18 protein-coding genes and 1 pseudogene are annotated in these 16,708 nt (G+C 67.4%); 16 read left to right on the forward strand and 3 right to left on the reverse strand.

What is annotated here, in order from left to right; genetic code table 11:
* Positions 1-59: 59 nt before the first annotated feature.
* Complete coding sequence (locus JHD63_RS09305; protein WP_198970472.1) at positions 60-2,282, reverse strand: S8 family peptidase; 2,223 nt, start codon at positions 2,280-2,282, stop codon at positions 60-62.
* Complete coding sequence (locus tag JHD63_RS09310) at positions 2,279-3,442, reverse strand: AAA family ATPase (RefSeq protein ID WP_198970473.1); 1,164 nt, start codon at positions 3,440-3,442, stop codon at positions 2,279-2,281. Before JHD63_RS09310 ends, JHD63_RS09305 begins: the two co-directional genes overlap by 4 nt.
* A gap of 485 nt (positions 3,443-3,927) precedes the next feature.
* On the opposite strand from JHD63_RS09310, the gene radC reads away from it, so the two are divergent.
* From radC to JHD63_RS09345, 7 genes are all read left to right on the forward strand, one after another.
* Complete coding sequence (gene radC, locus JHD63_RS09315) at positions 3,928-4,464, forward strand: RadC family protein (RefSeq protein ID WP_198970474.1); 537 nt, start codon at positions 3,928-3,930, stop codon at positions 4,462-4,464.
* A 432-nt stretch (positions 4,465-4,896) separates the two neighbouring features.
* The gene (locus JHD63_RS09320) at positions 4,897-6,972 is read left to right on the forward strand and encodes a ParB/RepB/Spo0J family partition protein (protein WP_198970475.1); all 2,076 of its coding nucleotides are present in this window, start codon (positions 4,897-4,899) and stop codon (positions 6,970-6,972) included.
* A 711-nt stretch (positions 6,973-7,683) separates the two neighbouring features.
* Complete coding sequence (locus JHD63_RS09325) at positions 7,684-7,998, forward strand: DUF736 domain-containing protein (protein WP_198970476.1); 315 nt, start codon at positions 7,684-7,686, stop codon at positions 7,996-7,998.
* A gap of 538 nt (positions 7,999-8,536) precedes the next feature.
* Positions 8,537-8,884 carry a DUF2958 domain-containing protein gene (locus JHD63_RS09330; RefSeq protein WP_198970477.1) on the forward strand — a complete coding sequence of 116 codons (348 nt, stop codon included), beginning with the start codon at positions 8,537-8,539 and terminating at the stop codon, positions 8,882-8,884.
* Between the two features lie 143 nt (positions 8,885-9,027).
* Positions 9,028-9,492 carry a hypothetical protein gene (locus tag JHD63_RS09335; protein ID WP_198970478.1) on the forward strand — a complete coding sequence of 155 codons (465 nt, stop codon included), beginning with the start codon at positions 9,028-9,030 and terminating at the stop codon, positions 9,490-9,492.
* Position 9,493: 1 nt separating this feature from the next.
* A complete protein-coding gene (locus JHD63_RS09340) occupies positions 9,494-10,138 on the forward strand; it encodes a TetR/AcrR family transcriptional regulator (protein ID WP_198970479.1) in 645 nt (214 codons plus the stop codon).
* A gap of 56 nt (positions 10,139-10,194) precedes the next feature.
* Positions 10,195-11,385 carry an MFS transporter gene (locus JHD63_RS09345; protein WP_198970480.1) on the forward strand — a complete coding sequence of 397 codons (1,191 nt, stop codon included), beginning with the start codon at positions 10,195-10,197 and terminating at the stop codon, positions 11,383-11,385.
* Between the two features lie 81 nt (positions 11,386-11,466).
* Here JHD63_RS09345 and JHD63_RS09350 read toward each other — a convergent pair whose 3' ends face one another.
* On the reverse strand, positions 11,467-11,739 hold the full coding sequence (locus JHD63_RS09350; protein WP_198970481.1) for a helix-turn-helix domain-containing protein: 273 nt from the start codon (positions 11,737-11,739) through the stop codon (positions 11,467-11,469).
* 79 nt (positions 11,740-11,818) lie between these two features.
* Here JHD63_RS09350 and JHD63_RS09355 point away from each other — a divergent pair, with 79 nt between their 5' ends.
* From JHD63_RS09355 to JHD63_RS09390, 9 genes and pseudogenes are all read left to right on the forward strand, one after another.
* Positions 11,819-12,160: a DUF2958 domain-containing protein gene (locus JHD63_RS09355; protein ID WP_198970482.1), complete on the forward strand. Its 342-nt coding sequence runs from the start codon at positions 11,819-11,821 to the stop codon at positions 12,158-12,160.
* A 128-nt stretch (positions 12,161-12,288) separates the two neighbouring features.
* Positions 12,289-12,513 (forward strand): transcriptional regulator domain-containing protein, encoded by a 225-nt coding sequence (locus JHD63_RS23955; RefSeq protein ID WP_233167852.1) that lies wholly within the window; start codon positions 12,289-12,291, stop codon positions 12,511-12,513.
* Positions 12,514-12,550: 37 nt separating this feature from the next.
* The gene (locus JHD63_RS09360; RefSeq protein ID WP_233167854.1) at positions 12,551-13,102 is read left to right on the forward strand and encodes a DNA -binding domain-containing protein; all 552 of its coding nucleotides are present in this window, start codon (positions 12,551-12,553) and stop codon (positions 13,100-13,102) included.
* 92 nt (positions 13,103-13,194) lie between these two features.
* Positions 13,195-13,497, forward strand: a complete 303-nt coding sequence (locus JHD63_RS09365) for a helix-turn-helix domain-containing protein (protein ID WP_198970483.1) — start codon at positions 13,195-13,197, stop codon at positions 13,495-13,497.
* Positions 13,498-13,528: 31 nt separating this feature from the next.
* A pseudogene (locus tag JHD63_RS09370) lies at positions 13,529-14,359 on the forward strand (replication initiator protein A); the annotation flags it as partial.
* Positions 14,360-14,694: 335 nt separating this feature from the next.
* On the forward strand, positions 14,695-15,330 hold the full coding sequence (gene parA / locus JHD63_RS09375) for a ParA family partition ATPase (RefSeq protein WP_370590449.1): 636 nt from the start codon (positions 14,695-14,697) through the stop codon (positions 15,328-15,330).
* A complete protein-coding gene (locus tag JHD63_RS09380; protein WP_198970486.1) occupies positions 15,327-15,590 on the forward strand; it encodes a chromosome partitioning protein ParB in 264 nt (87 codons plus the stop codon). The genes parA and JHD63_RS09380 overlap by 4 nt, the downstream gene beginning before the upstream one ends.
* Positions 15,587-16,129, forward strand: coding sequence for a DUF2840 domain-containing protein (locus JHD63_RS09385; protein WP_198970487.1), 543 nt, complete (start codon positions 15,587-15,589; stop codon positions 16,127-16,129). The genes JHD63_RS09380 and JHD63_RS09385 overlap by 4 nt, the downstream gene beginning before the upstream one ends.
* Complete coding sequence (locus JHD63_RS09390) at positions 16,126-16,683, forward strand: S26 family signal peptidase (protein WP_255519263.1); 558 nt, start codon at positions 16,126-16,128, stop codon at positions 16,681-16,683. The genes JHD63_RS09385 and JHD63_RS09390 overlap by 4 nt, the downstream gene beginning before the upstream one ends.
* The last annotated feature ends 25 nt before the right edge of the window (positions 16,684-16,708 follow it).

Raw genomic sequence — 16,708 nt, forward strand, 5'->3', positions numbered from 1 at the left:
GATACTATGCATCGCTCGAAACTCTAGCGCTCTAATATCGCTCCGCGTCAACTGACCCATTACCTGAGCCGAATCGGCAAGGACACTTGCGGCTGAATCGGCACCAGCGTCTTGGCATAGGCGCGCAGGATGTCGTTGTAGAGATCGGCGTGCTTTGGGGCCTCAACCGACAGGATCAGCGCGTAACGGATCTTCTCGGCACCGGTGGCCCGGCCCCCGCCGTCGCGGGCGTTGTAGTGGATGTCGAATACGGGGTTCTTGAGGCTGGAACCGCGGAAGGTCTTGGCCCCATGCAGCACGGTTTCCCATTTGCCTTGGTCCGAGCGGCGTTCCTGCTCGGTGGCAAACTTCTTCAGGTCGAAGAAGCCCTTGGTGTCCGCGTTGCTCTTGCCGTCCTTGATCTTCTCGTCGTTGGGGCGGAATACGACTTCAAGGCCAGCCTTGGTATAGGCAGCGGCATCCTGCGGATCGGTAGGCGACGCATAGCAGAACGTGGCCTTCAGGCGAACGTTGCCGGTCAACGCTTCCTTCGGCAGCGGCAGGCTGGCGCGCAGGTACTTGCTGGGTTTGAGTTCGCCCTGATAGACCACCCGGGCCACGCCATCCGGGCAAGTGATGATGTCGAGGGTGTCTTCGGGGATCTTGCCCCAGCCCACTTCAATCGGATCACGTTCGCCGGGATCGGCTGCGTGGACCAGCAAGGCCTTGATGGCGAGAGGCGTCAGGTTCCCGCCCAGGATCGCACGGATACCGACCGCACTGCGCAGCAGGTACGGCGCCGCGAAGCTGGTGCCGAGTTGTGGCGTCAGCACCGGTTTCGCGTTCGGCGCCAGGACGTGGAAGTACTTGGACGCCGGGTTGCCGCCGAAGGCCATAAGGTCCGGCTTGACGACGCCGGGGCTGCGGCCCGGTCCGATCGCGCTGTAGGGCGCGCGGGCCCAATCCGCGCCGGTGTCATCGGCCGCGCCGACTGCGAGCGCATTCACGCAATCTGACGGAACCTGCACCCGGCTGTAGCCGAGTTCACGATCCCGTTCTCCATTGTTGCCGACGGCCACGGTCATGAGCGTGTCGCCGTCGCTGAGCAGTTCGTCGATAACAGAGGTCCAAGCATGGACTTCCTTATCCTCCACTTCGAGGTCCGGTCCCAAACTCAGGTTGATGAACTCGTAGGACCGCGACAGCAGGACCTGTTCGATGAGGCCGAGCGTGCGATACAACTCCAACGGGTCTTCGCCACCCGATTCCTGATCGAGCACACGCAAATGGTCCACCGGGGCGAAAGGCCTGCCGGCCATTCCGTTGGGCTGGATCGGGCCAAACAGTACGGCCGACGTTACGCCAAGGCCGTGCTCTGGGCCGTCCGGGTCATCGTCGGCGTTTTCGTCGAGCTTGCGGTACGAGCGCAGCCAGGGGCCGATGGGGTGGTGCTTCGGCAGTCCGCCATCCAGGATGGCGACGCGAGGCTCGGAAGACAGGGCCTGCTCGGTGGGAAGACTGCACCCCACCGAAGGCCCGCCGCTGCGATGCAGCGGGCGGATGCCTCGCAGCTTCGGCACCGGCCGGATCACCCGGACGAAGGCGAAGCTGGCCAGTCTTTCGACCTCGCGCGGCTTGGCCTCGACTGGCACGAACCAAAGATTGCCAGCGACGAAATCGACTTCACTGTGGACCTTCACGCCTTCCCGCTGGGCGAACTTCACGAAAGCCTTCTGGATCAGGCCCGGGTCTTCGTCCGGCAGCAGATGCAGGCCCACTTCGAAGAAGCGATCCTTCGGGCCGCCCAGGCTTACGATCCGTTCTGCCGGCGCAAAGGCGCCGAACTGTTCGATGTGGGAAAGGTCGTCGCCCTCGTCGGACTCGGGCTCAATGGAGTCCGTCCATCGCGACAGGTTGCGAAAAGCCTGGCGCTTGCCAGCAACGAACAGTTCGGTCGTTGTGGTCTCCTGCGGCTGCCCTTTCCGGGTCCAGGCCTGCGGCTTGACTTTGACGGTGCGGCTACCGATCGGCTCCAAACCCGTGCTGCGCAACAGTCCGGTCGGGAAGTAGGAACGAGCGATGAAGCTGGGGTTCATCATTAGACGGGCCACTGCGAAGTCGCCCGGACAGGCGTCGGCAGGCAGTTCGTCAAGCGCTTTGGCGGCGCTACGGAACTGAGGAAGCATTCGTTCCCGCGCCTGCGCGAAGGTATAGACCTCGGCCTTGCCAGGCATGCGCCTCGGGCCGACGATGTCATGGGTCAGCAGCTCGCCGCGACCGATCAGGAAATTGGTTTGGCTCATGCGTCAGCCTTTCTCCGTGGCGCGGTCTTTCGTGCCGCAGGCGTCTCGTTGCTGTACTTGCGGATCGTGTCCCGGCTCACGCCAGTGATGTCGGAGACGGTGTGCTGGGACAGGCGGGTCTGCTTGGCCAGCATCACTGCCAAGTCGATGCGGCCCTGCCTGTCGAGTGCCAGGGCGCGTGCTTTGATGAAGTCCTCGACGAGATCGGCGTCGGTGGTCGTGCCCAGGGCCACAGCGCGCCGGAAACGTTGCACATCGCGCTCGATGTCGCTGAACGAGTGCCCGGCGAATGCAAACACCAGGATGTCGATCCAACGGGCAAAGAGAGCGTAGTCTGGCCCCAGGAAGTGTTTGATGGCTTCCTTTACGGCCTGCTCATCAGGCGTCTTGAACTGGACCACCAGGTCGAAGCGACGCCACAGCGCTGGATCGATCAGTTCGGGGTGATTGGTGGCGGCCAGTAGCACGCTACTGGCCGGCCATTCGTCAACTTCCTGCAGGATCACCGTCACCAGGCGTTTGAGTTCGCCCACGTCGCTGTCGTCGCTGCGTCGCTTGGCGATGGCATCGATCTCATCCAGCAGCAGCACGCAGGGCTCGCGCTTGGCGAAGTCGATGGCCGCGCGCAAGTTGGTGCCACTCTTGCCCAGCAGGCTACTCATCACGGCGGTGAGGTCGAGCACGTACAGCGGCACCTTCAGCTGCGTAGCCAGCCAGCGAGCCGTGAGCGTCTTGCCGACCCCTGGAGGCCCCACAAAGATGGCTGATCGAGTGGGCGTCAGCCCCATGGATCGCAGCCGGTCGCTCTGCCGACGCTCTGCAATGAGTTGCCCCAATACCTCCTCGACATCACCAGACAGCAGCGGTGCTTCTTTCTTTGGCTCGTCCTTGAACACCTTCAGGAGCGAAAGGCGGGATTCGTCGTCGACAGGCAGCGCCTGGGCCGTCGGCTGCGGCGGAGAGAGCTTGCGCATGGGAGAGACGCTGCGCGCCGGCCTCGACTTCAAGTACAGATCAAGCTGCTCCGCCAGATCAGGCGCCGTGCCACGGTACTTCCGGACCAGCCGTGCCGCGAACAGGCGCACGTCCTCCGTCTGCTCCGCCAGCGCCAGACGTGCCATCTGGGCTAAATCCGAATACTCTTCCTTCATTTCGCCCATTTCACCAGTAACTTGTTGATTTATATAAAAAAATGCCGAACAGCAATTGGACTAAACAAATTATCTCACAAACCAAGACCACGGTGGGAGACGAAGCTGACAGCAGTGGATTGACAGCACGGCCATCGACCTATGCCCGGGTCGTGCTGCCTCGATACAGCGTCTCGGCGTGCCGCCGGGCTCGCGGGCTGCGCCCCGGGCTTCGTGCCGTATCCCGGCCATTCGGCTTTGATCCCTGACGCCTCCGGTCCGGCTGTGCCGGCCCTGCGCGCTGCGCTTGCCGCGAAGACCAGAGGTGTGTGTGGGGGGGCGTGGTGGACTGGCTTGCTGGTTCCCTTCATCCTTGCACACCGTTCTCGCGGATCAAGGTCTGCGCGTGCTGCGCACGCTGGCGGCCATCCGGCCGTCTTCGAACCTGTGACCGCTGCGCTGCGGCGTGCCGGTTTCCGGTCTCGGGCAATTCCGCCCGATCACTGGAGCCGACCATGTCGCACGATCTCTTCTCTTCCCTCGATTCCTTCGCTGCTGTTTCAGCCGTGTCTTCTTCGCTGCTGGTGCGCGACATGGCGGGCGAGTACCGGCCGGCCGATGCCGACGAAGTGCTGCAGGCGGCGCAGCGTGTGTTGGCTGGACGCGTGCGCGGGACGGATGTGCTGTCTTCGCCGGCTGTGGTCAAGGACTTCCTGCGGGCACGGCTGGGAGCGCTGCCGCATGAGGTCTTTGCCGTTGTGCATGTGGATGCACAGCACCGTGTCGTCGACTACGTGGAGATGTTCCGGGGCACGGTGACGCAGACCTCGGTCTATCCGCGCGAGGTGGTCAAGGATGCGCTTCTGAAGGGTTCTGCGGCTGTCCTGCTGGTGCACAACCATCCCTCGGGCGCGGCCGAGCCGTCCCGGGCCGATGAACTGCTGACGCAGAACCTGAAGCAGGCCTTAGGTCTGGTGGACGTGCGGGTGCTGGACCACCTGATCGTCGCAGGGGCGACGGTGCTCAGTTTTGCCGAACGTGGGCTGATCTGACGCAAAGGGCCTTCCGGCCCTTTGCTTTGTCTTCTCTTGGCCAGCGCGCAGCGCGCGTGCATCCGGCTGGCGGCGCAGGTCGCCGACTTCCTCGATCGTGTTCTCTCCGGCGGCAGTGCCTGCCGCCTGCGCGCCGCTGGCGCTTCGCTTGTCGGCTTGCCTGGCCTCTGCGGGCGCTTCCCCCGTCAAGGGCCGCTGCGGCGCCCGTGTCCTCGGCTTCGCCTGCGGGCCGCGCCAGCGCCTTCGCTTCCTCCCTTGACGGCGCACCCGCGCCGGCCCCAGCCGGCCCTCATGGCCGCGAAAGCGCTTCGCGGCCCCTGCGGAGCCCGAACTTCCAAGGAGAACGCCTATGCAGAGCACCGAGTGAATCCCCCCCATTCCTTCCTTTTTTCCTTCTCTCAACACGTCCCCGAGCGGGACAGGAGATTTCACATGAACACCGTTTCCCATTCCGAAGTCCAGGCCCTCAATGCCGTGGCGGCTGTCGCCGCTGCCAGCGCATCGGTCCAGGCCGAAACTCAAGCCATCACTGTTCCGGAAGTGGCACCCTACGAACTGCACCTGATCGCGCTGTCGAAGCTCCGGCCTTCGGCGCGCAATGTGCGCAAGAGCGGCGGCACCGCTGTGCCAGCCCTTGCGGTTTCCATCCTGCGGGTGGGGCTGCTGCAGAACCTCACCGCCATCGCTTCGTCCGATGGCGAGCATTTCGAGGTGGTGGCGGGCAAGCGGCGGCTGGCGGCCCTGAAATTGCTGGCCAAGCGCCGCAAGCTGGGCAAGGACCATCCGGTGCCCTGCCTGCTGGTGCCGGACGCATCGGCGCGCACCGTGAGCCTGACCGAGAACGTGCAGCGCGTGGCCATGGGCGCCATCGAGGAACTGCGGGCCTGGAAGGCACTGGCGGCCGAGGGGCGCGCGGTAGAAGACATCGCGGCGGACTTCGGTGTCACGCCGCTGGTGGTACGGCGGCGGCTCAAGCTCGCCAACGTCTCGCCCCGGCTGCTGGCCGCGTGCGAGGCCGGAGAGGCCTCCATCGAGCAGTTGATGGCGTTGGCGATCACGGATGACCATGCGGCCCAGGAGGCTGCATGGTTCGAGGCTCCGCAGTGGCAGCGCAGCCCGGACTCGCTGCGCGACCACCTGACGCATGACGAGATCGACGCCGGCCGCGATGCGGTGGCGCGCTTCGTCGGGGTGGAGGCCTACGAGGCTGCGGGCGGCGGCATCCGGCGCGATCTGTTCTCCGATGGGCAGGATGGGGTGTTCCTGACCGATGCCGGTCTGCTGGATGCGCTGGCACGAGACCGGCTGGCATCGGTGGCCGAGGCGGTGCAGGCCGAGGGCTGGGGCTGGGTGGAGGTGGCACCGCGTGCCACGGCATCGGAACTGCACCAGTTCCAGCGGGCGCGGAGAAGCCGCAGGGAGCCCGGCAAGGCCGAGGCCAAGCGCATCGCCAAGCTGGAGGCCGAGCAGAACCGCATCCAGGATCGGCTCGATGACGAGGACGCCGAACTGTCCGAGGAGGGCGCGCAGGCCCTGAACGAAGAACTGGACCGGATCGGCAGCGAACTCGACACCATCGAGCAGACGCTGATGGTCTATGCGCCGGGTGTGGTGCCGGTGGCCGGGGCGGTGGTGTCGGTGGACCAGGCGGGCGCGGTGGCCGTGCATCGCGGGCTGCTGCGCGAGGAACAGGCCAAGGCCCTGCGGGCGCAGGAGCGGCAGGAGGCCGCGAATGCCGCCAGCGATGGCCGCGATCCCGGTGCGGTCAGCGCTGAACCGGCAACGCCCGGTATCTCGGAGCGGCTGGCGAAGCGACTGAGTGCTCATCGCACGGTTGCCCTGCAAGCGGAAGTGGCCCGACATCCTCAGGTGGCGCTGGTGGCCGTGGTGCATCAACTGGCGCAGCGGGTGATCCTTGACGGCTACGGCCCGTCGCCGGTCAGTATCACGGCCTTTGTGCAGGACCGGCTGACGCACCATGCGCCGGATGTGGACGAGGCCCCGGCTGCGGTGGGCTTGCGCGAGGTCCGGGAAGCCTGGGCGGCACGCCTGCCCGGCGACCCGGATGCGCTGTTCGCCGAACTGCTGGCGATGCCGCAGTCCGAACTGCTGTCGCTGTTGGCCGTGTGTGTGGGCTACACCGTCTCGGCCATCGCCTCGAAGGAGGCAGAAGTGCCTGCGGCAGCGTTCGCGCAGGCCGTGGGGTTGGACATGCACGACTGGTGGACGCCCACGGCGGCGGGCTACTTCGACCATGTGTCCAAGGCCAAGATGCTGGAGGCGGTGCAGGTGTTCGCGCCGGGGGAGGTCAATCGGCTGGCGAAGCTCAAGAAGGCGCAGATCGCCGCAGAAGCCGAGCGGCTGGCAGCGGGATCGGGCTGGCTGCCGGTGATGTTCAGGACGCCGGAGGTGGCTGCCATCGCGCAGGCCGGGGTCGAGCCGGATGCCGATGCCAGTGCGGACGGCACGGAGCGTGACGAGGAGGAACAAGCGCACGCGACCGCGTGAGCCACTGCCCCGGCTTCGGCCGGGGCTTTGCCACATATCGGCCTGGGTTTTGGCCCAGGCCTCGGCGCGACGCGCGCGGCAGGTGTGCCGCGCGCGTGGGAATGCGCTGATCCAGCGGGCGCTGCCCGCGTACTCCGGCACAGCGCCCCGCCGATGCGGTGCGAGGACCTTCGATCAGCCGATGCTGCGCATCGAGGAATCGCGGCACCGTCGATCCAGGCAGGCGCTGGCCCGGAGTGGCGGTGGTGTGTCGAGGGCGGTTCCGCGCAGGTTCTTCTCCGGCGGGCCTCAATGCTTCCTGGGCTCGATGCGGCGGTGCATTCGCGTTTGTCGTCGGCTCAGCCGGCATGGTGTTGGCGGCAGCCGAATCCATGCCGGAACGCTGCTGGGCGGTGGCGGTGCCTGAGCCAGCGTGTTGTCCTGCGAGGACAGGTGCCACTCCCACGGCCTTGTATTTGCCGTGAATCCTGGCGCGGGCACAGCGCACGCTCCCTGCGTTCGGTGCGCCTCGGGCTGGTTCGCCGCAACCGGCCTGCCCAAGAGATTTCCCCTGCGCTGCGCGCATTCCTCGCGGCGCCAAATCTCCCGGTCCTGCCGGTCCTTCACTGCGTTGCGGCCTTCGGTGCGGCGAGCCCGGCACCGCGCCGTCCGGTTCACGCCAAGGCCGCGATGGGCGCGGACCTGGAATCAACCTCGAAGGACTTTTCAATCATGGCTCACATCGGCACTTTCACCGCACAGAACGATAGCTACACCGGCACGGTTCGCACCCTGACCCTCAATGTCAAGGTCAAGGTCAAGATCGTGCCCAGCGACAAGGCCAGCGAGAACGCACCGGACTACCGCATCGTCGCCTCCAACTCGCTGGAGATCGGCGCCGCCTGGCGCAAGGTCAGCCGCGCCGACCGGCCCTACCTCAGCTGCACACTGGACGACCCGTCGTTCCCGGCCACCATCTACGCCCGCCTGGTCGAAGGCGAGGATGGCAGCCACAGCCTGATCTGGTCGCGCAGCAAGGGCGACTGAGCGCCGCCCTCGGTGCCCCGCTTCGGCGGGGCGCTCCGCCGTTTCGAGACGACATGCTTGCCATCATCGGCGCCGAGACGGTGCGAACCACACTGCACTGCGGCGGTCGACTCGACGCGCCGTCGTAAAGCCGATTCCAAGGGTTTGTGCTTCTGCTGTTCAGCGTGAAGACGTAGAAGCGGTTTTGTTCTTCGTCGGGATTGTGCAGAACAGAGTCCGAGGTTCTGCGATTCCGTGCGTCTGCGGCGAAGCCGCACCGCGCTCTCGTGCTGGCGCATCGAGCCGCTACGCGTCTCGACCCATTCGGGCGTCGATCGCTGACGCCTGCGCGCTTCGCTTGCGATGCGGGGGAAGGAGCGGGGCTGGTTTGCGGATGAGCCCAGGGTGCCACGGCGGTCTCGCCATCAAGGTCTGCGCGTGCTGCGCACGCTGGCTGCCACCTTTGCAGGATGGCCGTCTGCGAACCTTGACTGCTGCGCTGCGCCGTGCCCCTGAAGGCTCGGGCAATCCCGCCCGAACACCGCTCAAGGAGCACACCATGGACTTCCTCATCACTGACGAACAACGCGCACAACTGCTGGCCAACGGACAGCAGTCCATCGAGAACCCGGCGTTCGATCCACCGCCGGTAGTCAAGCTCTTCACGCCGGATGCCGGGGCGACCTGGTTGATCTCGGAACTGGACCCGGAGGACGCGAGCCGTGCATGCGGCCTGTGCGACCTCGGACAGGGCTTCCCGGAACTGGGCTGGGTGAGCCTCACGGAGCTTCAGGCGCTGCGGGGCCCGCTGGGTTTGCCTGTAGAGCGCGACCTGTATTTCAGGGCCGATAAGCCGATCAGCGCCTATGCGCGCGAAGCCCGTTTGGCCGGACGGATCGTGGCGTAGGCGCCGCAGAACACCGCCGCCGGCCCAAACGTCGGCGGCTGGATTTTCAGGTCGGCGACAACCCTTTCGGCGACATGCCAATGACCATCGGTCATTATTTGGCTCAATAATGACTGCAAGTCAATTACTTTGAATGGCCGCGCATGATCCGTCACGATCTCTCCCACTGGCCGCTGGTCGTCAGCGTCGCCTCCGGCCTGTCCACGCTCGAAGAGATGGACGCCTTCATCCAGGAATGGAGCCACTGGCTGGGCCGCGGCGAGCCGTTCGCCTCGCTGCGCGTGTTCGCCGATGCGCCGTCGCTGATCCATCCTGACGGGTCGGCGCAGAAAGCCAAGCACTGGCTCCAGGACAAGGGGGCCGCGATCCGGGAGCAGGTCATCGGCATGGCCAACGTCGTGCCCGCCAGCGACTACGAGCGCATGCGCAAGATGAACGTCGAGAAGCTCTTCGGGGTGCCGGCAGGCACCTTCCAGGACGTGCCATCGGCACTGGCCTGGCTGCGCGAGAGCGTGTTCGCGCCGCGCGGCCTGCCGTTCGACGAGCAGGCCGTGGCGGCGAGCATCGAAGCTGCGGTGGCTGCGGCCACGGCGCGGGCGCCGGCCTGAGATGACACGCTCTCGTAGCGAAGCTGGCGCGGCAGCGCCCGCGGTTGCCGCCGTCCTCGAACCGCGCCGGCGCGTGCGTGCGCCGCAGACACGGCGCACGGCCCTGATGGATGCGGCCGAGCGCCTGTTCCTGGAAAAGGGCGTGGCCGCCACCAGCGTGGACGACATCACCACCGCCGCTCAGGTGGCCAAGGGCACCTTCTACGTCTACTTTGGCTCGCGCGACGCCATGCTGTCGGCGCTGCAGGAGCGCTTCATCACGGCCTTCTGCGAACGGATGCGCCAGGCCATGGATCGCCACCGCGCCGGCAACTGGGAGGCGCGCCTGCGCACCTGGTTCGAGACGGCCTTGGACGGCCTGCTGGGCCAGGTGATGCTGCACGACATGCTGTTCCACGACGTGCGCCCCGGCGACCGCGAAGTCATGAAGGACAACCCGGTGGTCGTGCAACTCGCCGGGCTGCTGCGTCAAGGGGCCGAGGCCGGCGCCTGGCAGGTCTCCGATCCGCACTCGCTGGCCATCATGATGTTCCACGCCATGCACGGCCTGGCCGACGAGGCGGTGGTACGCGGCACCGCCGACCGTCGCGGCCGCATGGTCGGCCTGCTGACCGACACCTTCGCTGGCGCGATGCGCCGGCCCTGACGAGGTGTGTCCTTGCTGTTCAGGCTTCCCCCGTTGTTCCTCCTCCTGCTTCGCACATGAACGCACAGACTTTGCCGCTGCGGCCGCTGATGGCCGCCTACATGGCCTGCACGATGGCAATGATGGCCTTCGTCGCGGTGGTCGGGCCGATGGCCCGCATCCTGAAACTGCCGCCCTGGCAGGCCGGTGCTGTCATCACCATCGGCGGCATCCTGTGGATGCTGCTCTCGCGCGCATGGGGCGCGGCGAGCGACCGGCGCGGCCGCCGCGCGGTGCTGCTCACCGGTGTGGGCGGCTTCATGCTCAGCTATTGGGCCATGTGCGCGCTGCTCATCGTGGCGCTGCGCGTGCTGCCCGCCGCCTGGCAGGTCTTCGTGGGGCTGGTCGTGACGCGCGGCGCGGTGGGTGCCTTCTATGCGGCCATCCCTTCCGTCGGCCAGGCGCTGGTGGCCGACCATCTGGCACCCGGCGAACGTGCTGGCGCAATGGCCTCGCTGGGCGCAGCCAACGCACTCGGGCTGGTGCTGGGGCCGGCGCTGGCAGCGGGGCTGACGCCTTTCGGTCTGTCGCTGCCGCTGTATGTGACGGCCGTTTTGCCCGCAGCGGCGCTGGCTGTGCTCTGGGCGGCCTTGCCGCGCACCGGGCCGGTGGCCGGCGCGCAGGCATCGAGCGTGGGCCTCACGGACCGCCGGCTGCGGCGGTCGATGGCGGTGGCCTTCGCGGCGATGTTCTGCGTTGCCATCGCGCAGATCACCGTGGGTTTCTTCGCCCTCGACCGGTTGAATCTGGCGCCCGCCGCTGCGGCGCGGGTGGCCGGCCTCGCACTGACGATGGTGGGCGTGGGACTGGTCGCCGCGCAGCTGGCGGTGCGGCGGCTGGGCTGGAGCACGCAGCGGCTCATCCGGGCCGGAGCCTGGGTGAGCGCCCTCGGCTTCGGCTCGGTGGCCCTGGCCTCGCAGAGCTGGATGCTGGTGGTGAGCTATTTCGTGGCGGCCGCCGGCATGGGCTGGGTGTTCCCAGCCTTCGCGGCGATGGCCTCGAACGCGGTGCAGGCGCATGAGCAAGGCGCGGCCGCCGGCTCCATCGGCGCGGCCCAGGGCCTGGGCATCGTGCTCGGGCCGCTGGCGGGGACGCTGCTGTACGAGGCGGGGCCGGGCGTGCCCTATGTGCTGGCCGGGGGGCTGCTGGTGCTGGTCGCGCTGTGGCCGGAGCGTTCCCCGGTGGTTGCCCAGCCGTCACCGGGCTGATCCGGGCTGCGCTGTTCAGCGAGCCACGGCCGGCCGCGATCCAGACGCCACGGGAGCACAATAGCGCTCAAGTGGCGGCCGTCATTCGGCTCTGGACCGAGCCCGCAATTCCTTCCTGTAGCGCTTCATCGTGGACTGGATCATCTCGTCCGGCCCGATCTCCAGGCCTTCGGCCAGACGGAAAATGGTCGTGAGCGACGGGCTGGTCTGCCCGAGTTCGAGTTTGGCGACGAAGGTGCGCGTGACGCCCGAGGCAAAAGCCAGCGCCTCCTGGCTGAGGGCCGATGTCGCGCGGCGGGCTTTGATTTCGGCCGCGAATGCTTGCAGAAGGGCTGGATCCTGATTGGAGCGCACAGCAACGAATCTCGTTGCGTTGCACCTTTTATGCACCCGCTTGTATGGTACAAAGACGATGCAGCCCGAAGGAGGAGCCATGGCATTCCTGACCGATGAGCAGCGCCGGCAGATGCTCGCCAACGGCGTCGCGCGCGCCCGCGGCGAGGACGTCGACCCCTATCCGGTGCTCAAGCTCTACACCCCGGATGCCGGCGCATCCTGGGTGCTGACGGCGCTCAATGCCGACGGAGATTTGGCCTACGGCCTCATCGACGTGGGCACGGGGTTCCCCGAACTGGGCCTGGTCAGCCTCGGCATGCTGGCCGGCATCAAGGGCCCGAAGGGCATGCCGGTGACCGTGGAACCCGGCTACCGGGCCCGCAAGACGCTTTCGGCCTACGTCGCCGACGCAAAGCGGGACGGCATGGTGACCGACTGATCCTTTCGCAACCCCGGTGCCATCGGCCGCAGCCGTGGCTTTCCATGCAATAGGCCGTTGCCTGCAAAGCCACCCACTGAGCCCCGAACCGTGGCAGCGTGGCCGTTCGATCGAACGGAGTACGCGCCATGACGATCCCCTTTGATGACGATGCATCCACAGCGCCCTGGAGCGCCGGCGCAGCCTACCTGTACACGCTGGCGCTGGACGGCCCAGCGCTCGCCTGGGAGTATCTGCGCCGCCACCCCGGCTACCGCGAGGCCTGGCGGCGCGGCCGGCTGAAAGGCCGGATCCGCGCGGCGAGCCGTTGGGGCTTGCGATGTTGCCGACGATCCGTGGCTCGACGCGCGTGATGCGCATCCACTGTGGCTGCGTGACGATGCGGACCTGATGCAGGTGCGCGCGGCGCGCGGGCGAAGCGATGCCGCGCCACGGTTCGACCTGTGGCGCATCCCGGGCTGCAAGCGTCTGCACGGCGCCGGCGACTTGGTCCTGAACACGTCTGTCGGTGCGCGCCATCCGCGCGTCCTGCTCGACGCTGGCCTGCATGACGGGTCGGCCTACGTCTGCACCGTGCCGCTGACCGCGCAGCTGCGCGGCCAACTCACCGAGTTCCAGGCGCTCGCGGCGCTGGTCGATGGTCACGCGCTGCCGTACGCCATGCCGCGGCCGGCTCGACCCGTCTCGCGCGCCGGCCTACTGCACTTGCGAGCTCTGCTGGCACTCGATGCCGTGCAGGCCGGTGCCTCTCAGCGCGACATCGCCATCGCGCTCTTCGGCCCAGAGGCCGTGCGTACGCAGTGGCACGCCGACGGCGTGCTGCGCGCCCAGGTGCGGCACCTCGTCGCACGGGCCAAGGGTTTGATGCAGCACGGTTACCTGGACCTGGCCGGGGTACGCCATGGGCACGCCAGAGCCCCCGGAGACGAACAGGTGCACTGAATATCTCCCTGCCCAGGTGCCGGTGTTATCCGGAGACTGCCTCCATCGGGCCGCAAACGGTTTGCGGCCCATCCAACGAGATGGAGGCCTTCATGGCGACTCGCAGTTCCTTCCAATCGCATTCGGCGGCAGCGGCTGCGCCGCGACCCGCCTCAGGGCACCTGGCGCAGGCCTCCGCAAAACCTGAATACCTGACCACCAACGAAGCGGCGGAACTGCTGCGGCTGTCGCCGCGCACGCTGGAGAAGCTGCGGGTGCTGGGCGGTGGTCCTCGGTTCCGGAAATTCGGCGCGCGCGTGGTCTACGCAGACGTGGACCTTCGCGCCTGGGCCGACAGCAACACCTATGGCATGACCTCGGATCCCGGCTACGTGATTCGGGATTCGGTGCGCTGACCGACTGGCTTCGATTTTGGGAAATCCACCCATGTCCAGGCGCCCGAGCGAACGCGAACAGCTGCAGCTGTTCCGCGCGCTGCCGGCCGAGGACATGGCGCTGCGCGATGCGCAGGACCTGATGGCCTACCCTTTCTTCAGCCTGGCGAAGTCCCGGCGCACCGTGCCGATCCACTTCGAGGCCGGCGGCGTGTCGCTCACCGTCGAAGGTGTGCCCGAGCACGGCATCGCGACGATCTGGGATGCCGACGTGCTGATCTGGGCTGCCAGCCAGATCGTGCAGGCAAAGAAGGAAGGCATCGCGCCTTCGCGCCTGATGGTGGCGACGCCCTACGAAATCCTGCGCTTCACGCAACGCGGCACCGGCCGGGCCGACTACCTGGCGCTGCGCGCCGCGCTGGACCGGCTGCAGTCCACCACCATCGCCACCACGCTGCGCCAGCGCGAGCGCCCGAACGGCGGCAAGCGCACGCACCGCTTCTCGTGGATCAACGAGTGGAAGGAATGCGTCCGGCCCCATGGTCCATTGCAAGGCCGCTCGGAAGGCATCGAGCTGATCCTGGCCGACTGGTTCTTCTCCGGCGTGATGGAGGATGCGCTCGTGCTGACGCTCGACCCGACGTATTTCCAGCTCTCCGGGGGCATCGAGCGCTGGTTGTACCGGCTGGTGCGCAAACATGGTGGCCGCCAGCCGGCGGGTTGGCGCTTCGAGATGCGCCACCTCCATCTGAAGTCCGGAAGCCTGCAGCGTCCCTCCGACTTCGCACTGCAGGTGCGTGAACTGGCGCAACGCCAGAGTCTGCCGGGCTACCGGCTGTCCATCGACCGGAGCGCCGGCACCGAGTGGCTGGCCTTCCGGCCTGACTCCAGCAGGCCGGTGGACCGACCTGCCGCAGGCGACTTGTCCACAGCTTCTGTTGAAGAACTTGTGGATTGCGTGTGGACGGGTTCGGTGGATCACCCGCTGAGGACTCGGTGGATCGCCCGCACGAGCATCGGTGGATCACCCGCACCGATCAGCTGCGAAGCCGCGCCCGGCAAGAGTTTCGGGCCTCCCTAAACATCTAAAGGGATACATAAATGGATAAGACGCGCGTGCGAGCCGATGTCGCTCAAAAAAGCAGCATTGCTCGGATCGAAGGCAGCGAAAACCGCTTGCCAGGAAGGCCGGGAACGCAAGGCAGCCTGGTGGGCAAGGTGATCGCGCTGCTCAACCAGAAGGGCGGCGCCGGCAAGACCACGCTGGCCACGCACCTCGCGGGCGAGTTGGCGAGGCAGGGCAACCGCGTGACACTGCTCGACGCCGATCCCCAGGGTTCGGCCCTGGACTGGTCGCAAAGACGGCTGCAAAGCGGCCAGGAACGGCTCTGCGGGGTTTTCGGGCTGGCCAGGGATACCTTGCACCGGGAAGTGCCCGCCATCGCGCTGGAGGCGGACTTCGTGGTGATCGACGGGCCGCCCAGGGTGGCGGCCCTGGCGCGCTCCGCGCTGCTCGCCGCCGACCTGGTGCTGATCCCGGTGCAGCCCAGCGCCTACGACGTGTGGGCCACGCAGGAGATGGTCGGCCTGATCACCGAGGCGCAAGTCTTCCGGCCCGCATTGCGCGCAGCCTTCGTGATCAATCGGCGCGTCGTCGGCACCGTGATCGGGCGCGAGGCCAGAGCCGCGCTGGCCGACCAGCCGTTCCGTGCACTGCCTGCGGAAATCTCTCAGCGCATCGTGTTCGCCGACAGCGTGGCCGCTGGCCAGCTGGTGAGCGAAGCTGCCCCCCAGTCCCCGGCCGCGCGCGAGATCTCGGCGTTCGCACAAGCCGTGCGGGAGGTGTTGGGATGACTGCACCGACGCCATCGAAGACGCCGCGCCGCGCGCCCATCGGGCGCAGGCCGGCAGCGGACCCGGCGATGGCCTGGGTCCATAGCGAAGACGGCGCAGTCGCCCAGGCGAAAGCAACGGTGTTCACTGCGCGTCTCACCATCGACGTAACGCCCGCGCTGCGCGGGCGCATCAAGGTGATCGCGTTCCAGCGCGGCATCACGGCTGCCGACATGCTGCGCGAACTGCTGGAGCGGGAGTTCGCGGAGGGCAAGACATGAGCACTCCGGGTACGAGTCCGGCATCCGCTCTGGCGCGACCTTGGCCGCAGACGGCGTCGCAGATGCGGTCGAGCCACATGCGCGTCTCGCTCGCCTTCGTCGAGCACCGCGTGAACGTCTACCTGCGTTTCGGCCGGCCCGCGCGCGAGATCGCGCTGGATCGCTGGCGGCGCGTCGCGGTGTTCGCGCCGGGCGCAGTGTGCTGCCGCATCAGGTGGCTCGGCAACGACTTCGGCACGGCGTTGTGGCAGCTCATGGTGCTGCAAGCGCCGATGCCGTCCGACGACGCGCAGCCGGACTTGCAGCGGATTGCTGGCGTGTTGCCCTGCGCGCGCATCCTGCTGCGCGCCGATGGCGAGGCTGGCGTCAAGGCCGTGCTCGCGGTGGTCGATGCCATCGAGGCCTCCAGCATCGACCCATGCGCGGTCGCGCCGGCGTACTGGCGCACGGTCGGCAACCGGCTGGCCGCACGCCAGCCACTGCCGGCCTACACGGCCGAGCGGCACGCAGCGCATCTGGCGCGCGGGGCGCTGCAATGATGCCGCGCAGGGGGATGCGCTGGCGTCGACGTGCGCTGGTGATCGGCATGGTCCTGGCCGTTGCCGCATTGCTGGTGCCGGCCGTGGGGCAGATTCCGGCGCGCATCGTCTACAACCCGAGCGACAGCATGGCGCGCGGCTGGTATCGGGTCGATCCCGTGTCAGGCGCCAACGCGTCGCAGGCGCTCTGGCACGTGGGCAGCATCGTGCTGGCCCGGTTGCCCCCCGGGGTGGCCGCGTTCGCAGCGCAGCGCGGCTATCTGCCCGCAGGCGTGCCGATCCTCAAGCGCATCGGCGCGGTGGCGCCGCAGGCGGTGTGTGTTCGGGATCGTGTCGTGCGCATCGACGGAATCGTCGTGGCAAAGGTTTGGGAACGCGACGGCGCGCATCGTGCACTGCCGGCATGGGCGCACTGCCGACCACTGGAGGATGGCGAGCTGTTCCTGCTCAGCGACACACATCCGGCGTCCTTCGACAGCCGCTACTTCGGTCCCATCGGTGCATCCACCGTGCTCGGCATCGCGCGGCCGCTGTGGACATGGGGCGTGCAGTGAACGAGTGCCTTTGCATGCCACCGTC

It is taken from the genome of Xylophilus sp. ASV27, from assembly GCF_016428875.1.
Lineage (GTDB): Bacteria > Pseudomonadota > Gammaproteobacteria > Burkholderiales > Burkholderiaceae_C > Xylophilus.

Coding starts and splice junctions, on each gene's coding strand:
- JHD63_RS09305 (WP_198970472.1), bottom strand. CDS start 2,282: ATGAGCCAAACCAATTTCCTGATCGGTCGCGGCGAGCTGCTGACCCAT.
- JHD63_RS09335 (WP_198970478.1), top strand. CDS start 9,028: ATGATCCGTCACGATCTCTCCCACTGGCCGCTGGTCGTCAGCGTCGCC.
- radC (WP_198970474.1), top strand. CDS start 3,928: ATGTCGCACGATCTCTTCTCTTCCCTCGATTCCTTCGCTGCTGTTTCA.
- JHD63_RS09320 (WP_198970475.1), top strand. CDS start 4,897: ATGAACACCGTTTCCCATTCCGAAGTCCAGGCCCTCAATGCCGTGGCG.
- JHD63_RS09365 (WP_198970483.1), top strand. CDS start 13,195: ATGGCGACTCGCAGTTCCTTCCAATCGCATTCGGCGGCAGCGGCTGCG.
- JHD63_RS09340 (WP_198970479.1), top strand. CDS start 9,494: ATGACACGCTCTCGTAGCGAAGCTGGCGCGGCAGCGCCCGCGGTTGCC.
- JHD63_RS09310 (WP_198970473.1), bottom strand. CDS start 3,442: ATGGGCGAAATGAAGGAAGAGTATTCGGATTTAGCCCAGATGGCACGT.
- JHD63_RS09355 (WP_198970482.1), top strand. CDS start 11,819: ATGGCATTCCTGACCGATGAGCAGCGCCGGCAGATGCTCGCCAACGGC.
- JHD63_RS09380 (WP_198970486.1), top strand. CDS start 15,327: ATGACTGCACCGACGCCATCGAAGACGCCGCGCCGCGCGCCCATCGGG.
- JHD63_RS09360 (WP_233167854.1), top strand. CDS start 12,551: ATGCAGGTGCGCGCGGCGCGCGGGCGAAGCGATGCCGCGCCACGGTTC.
- JHD63_RS09390 (WP_255519263.1), top strand. CDS start 16,126: ATGATGCCGCGCAGGGGGATGCGCTGGCGTCGACGTGCGCTGGTGATC.
- JHD63_RS09330 (WP_198970477.1), top strand. CDS start 8,537: ATGGACTTCCTCATCACTGACGAACAACGCGCACAACTGCTGGCCAAC.
- JHD63_RS09345 (WP_198970480.1), top strand. CDS start 10,195: ATGAACGCACAGACTTTGCCGCTGCGGCCGCTGATGGCCGCCTACATG.
- JHD63_RS09325 (WP_198970476.1), top strand. CDS start 7,684: ATGGCTCACATCGGCACTTTCACCGCACAGAACGATAGCTACACCGGC.
- JHD63_RS23955 (WP_233167852.1), top strand. CDS start 12,289: ATGACGATCCCCTTTGATGACGATGCATCCACAGCGCCCTGGAGCGCC.
- JHD63_RS09385 (WP_198970487.1), top strand. CDS start 15,587: ATGAGCACTCCGGGTACGAGTCCGGCATCCGCTCTGGCGCGACCTTGG.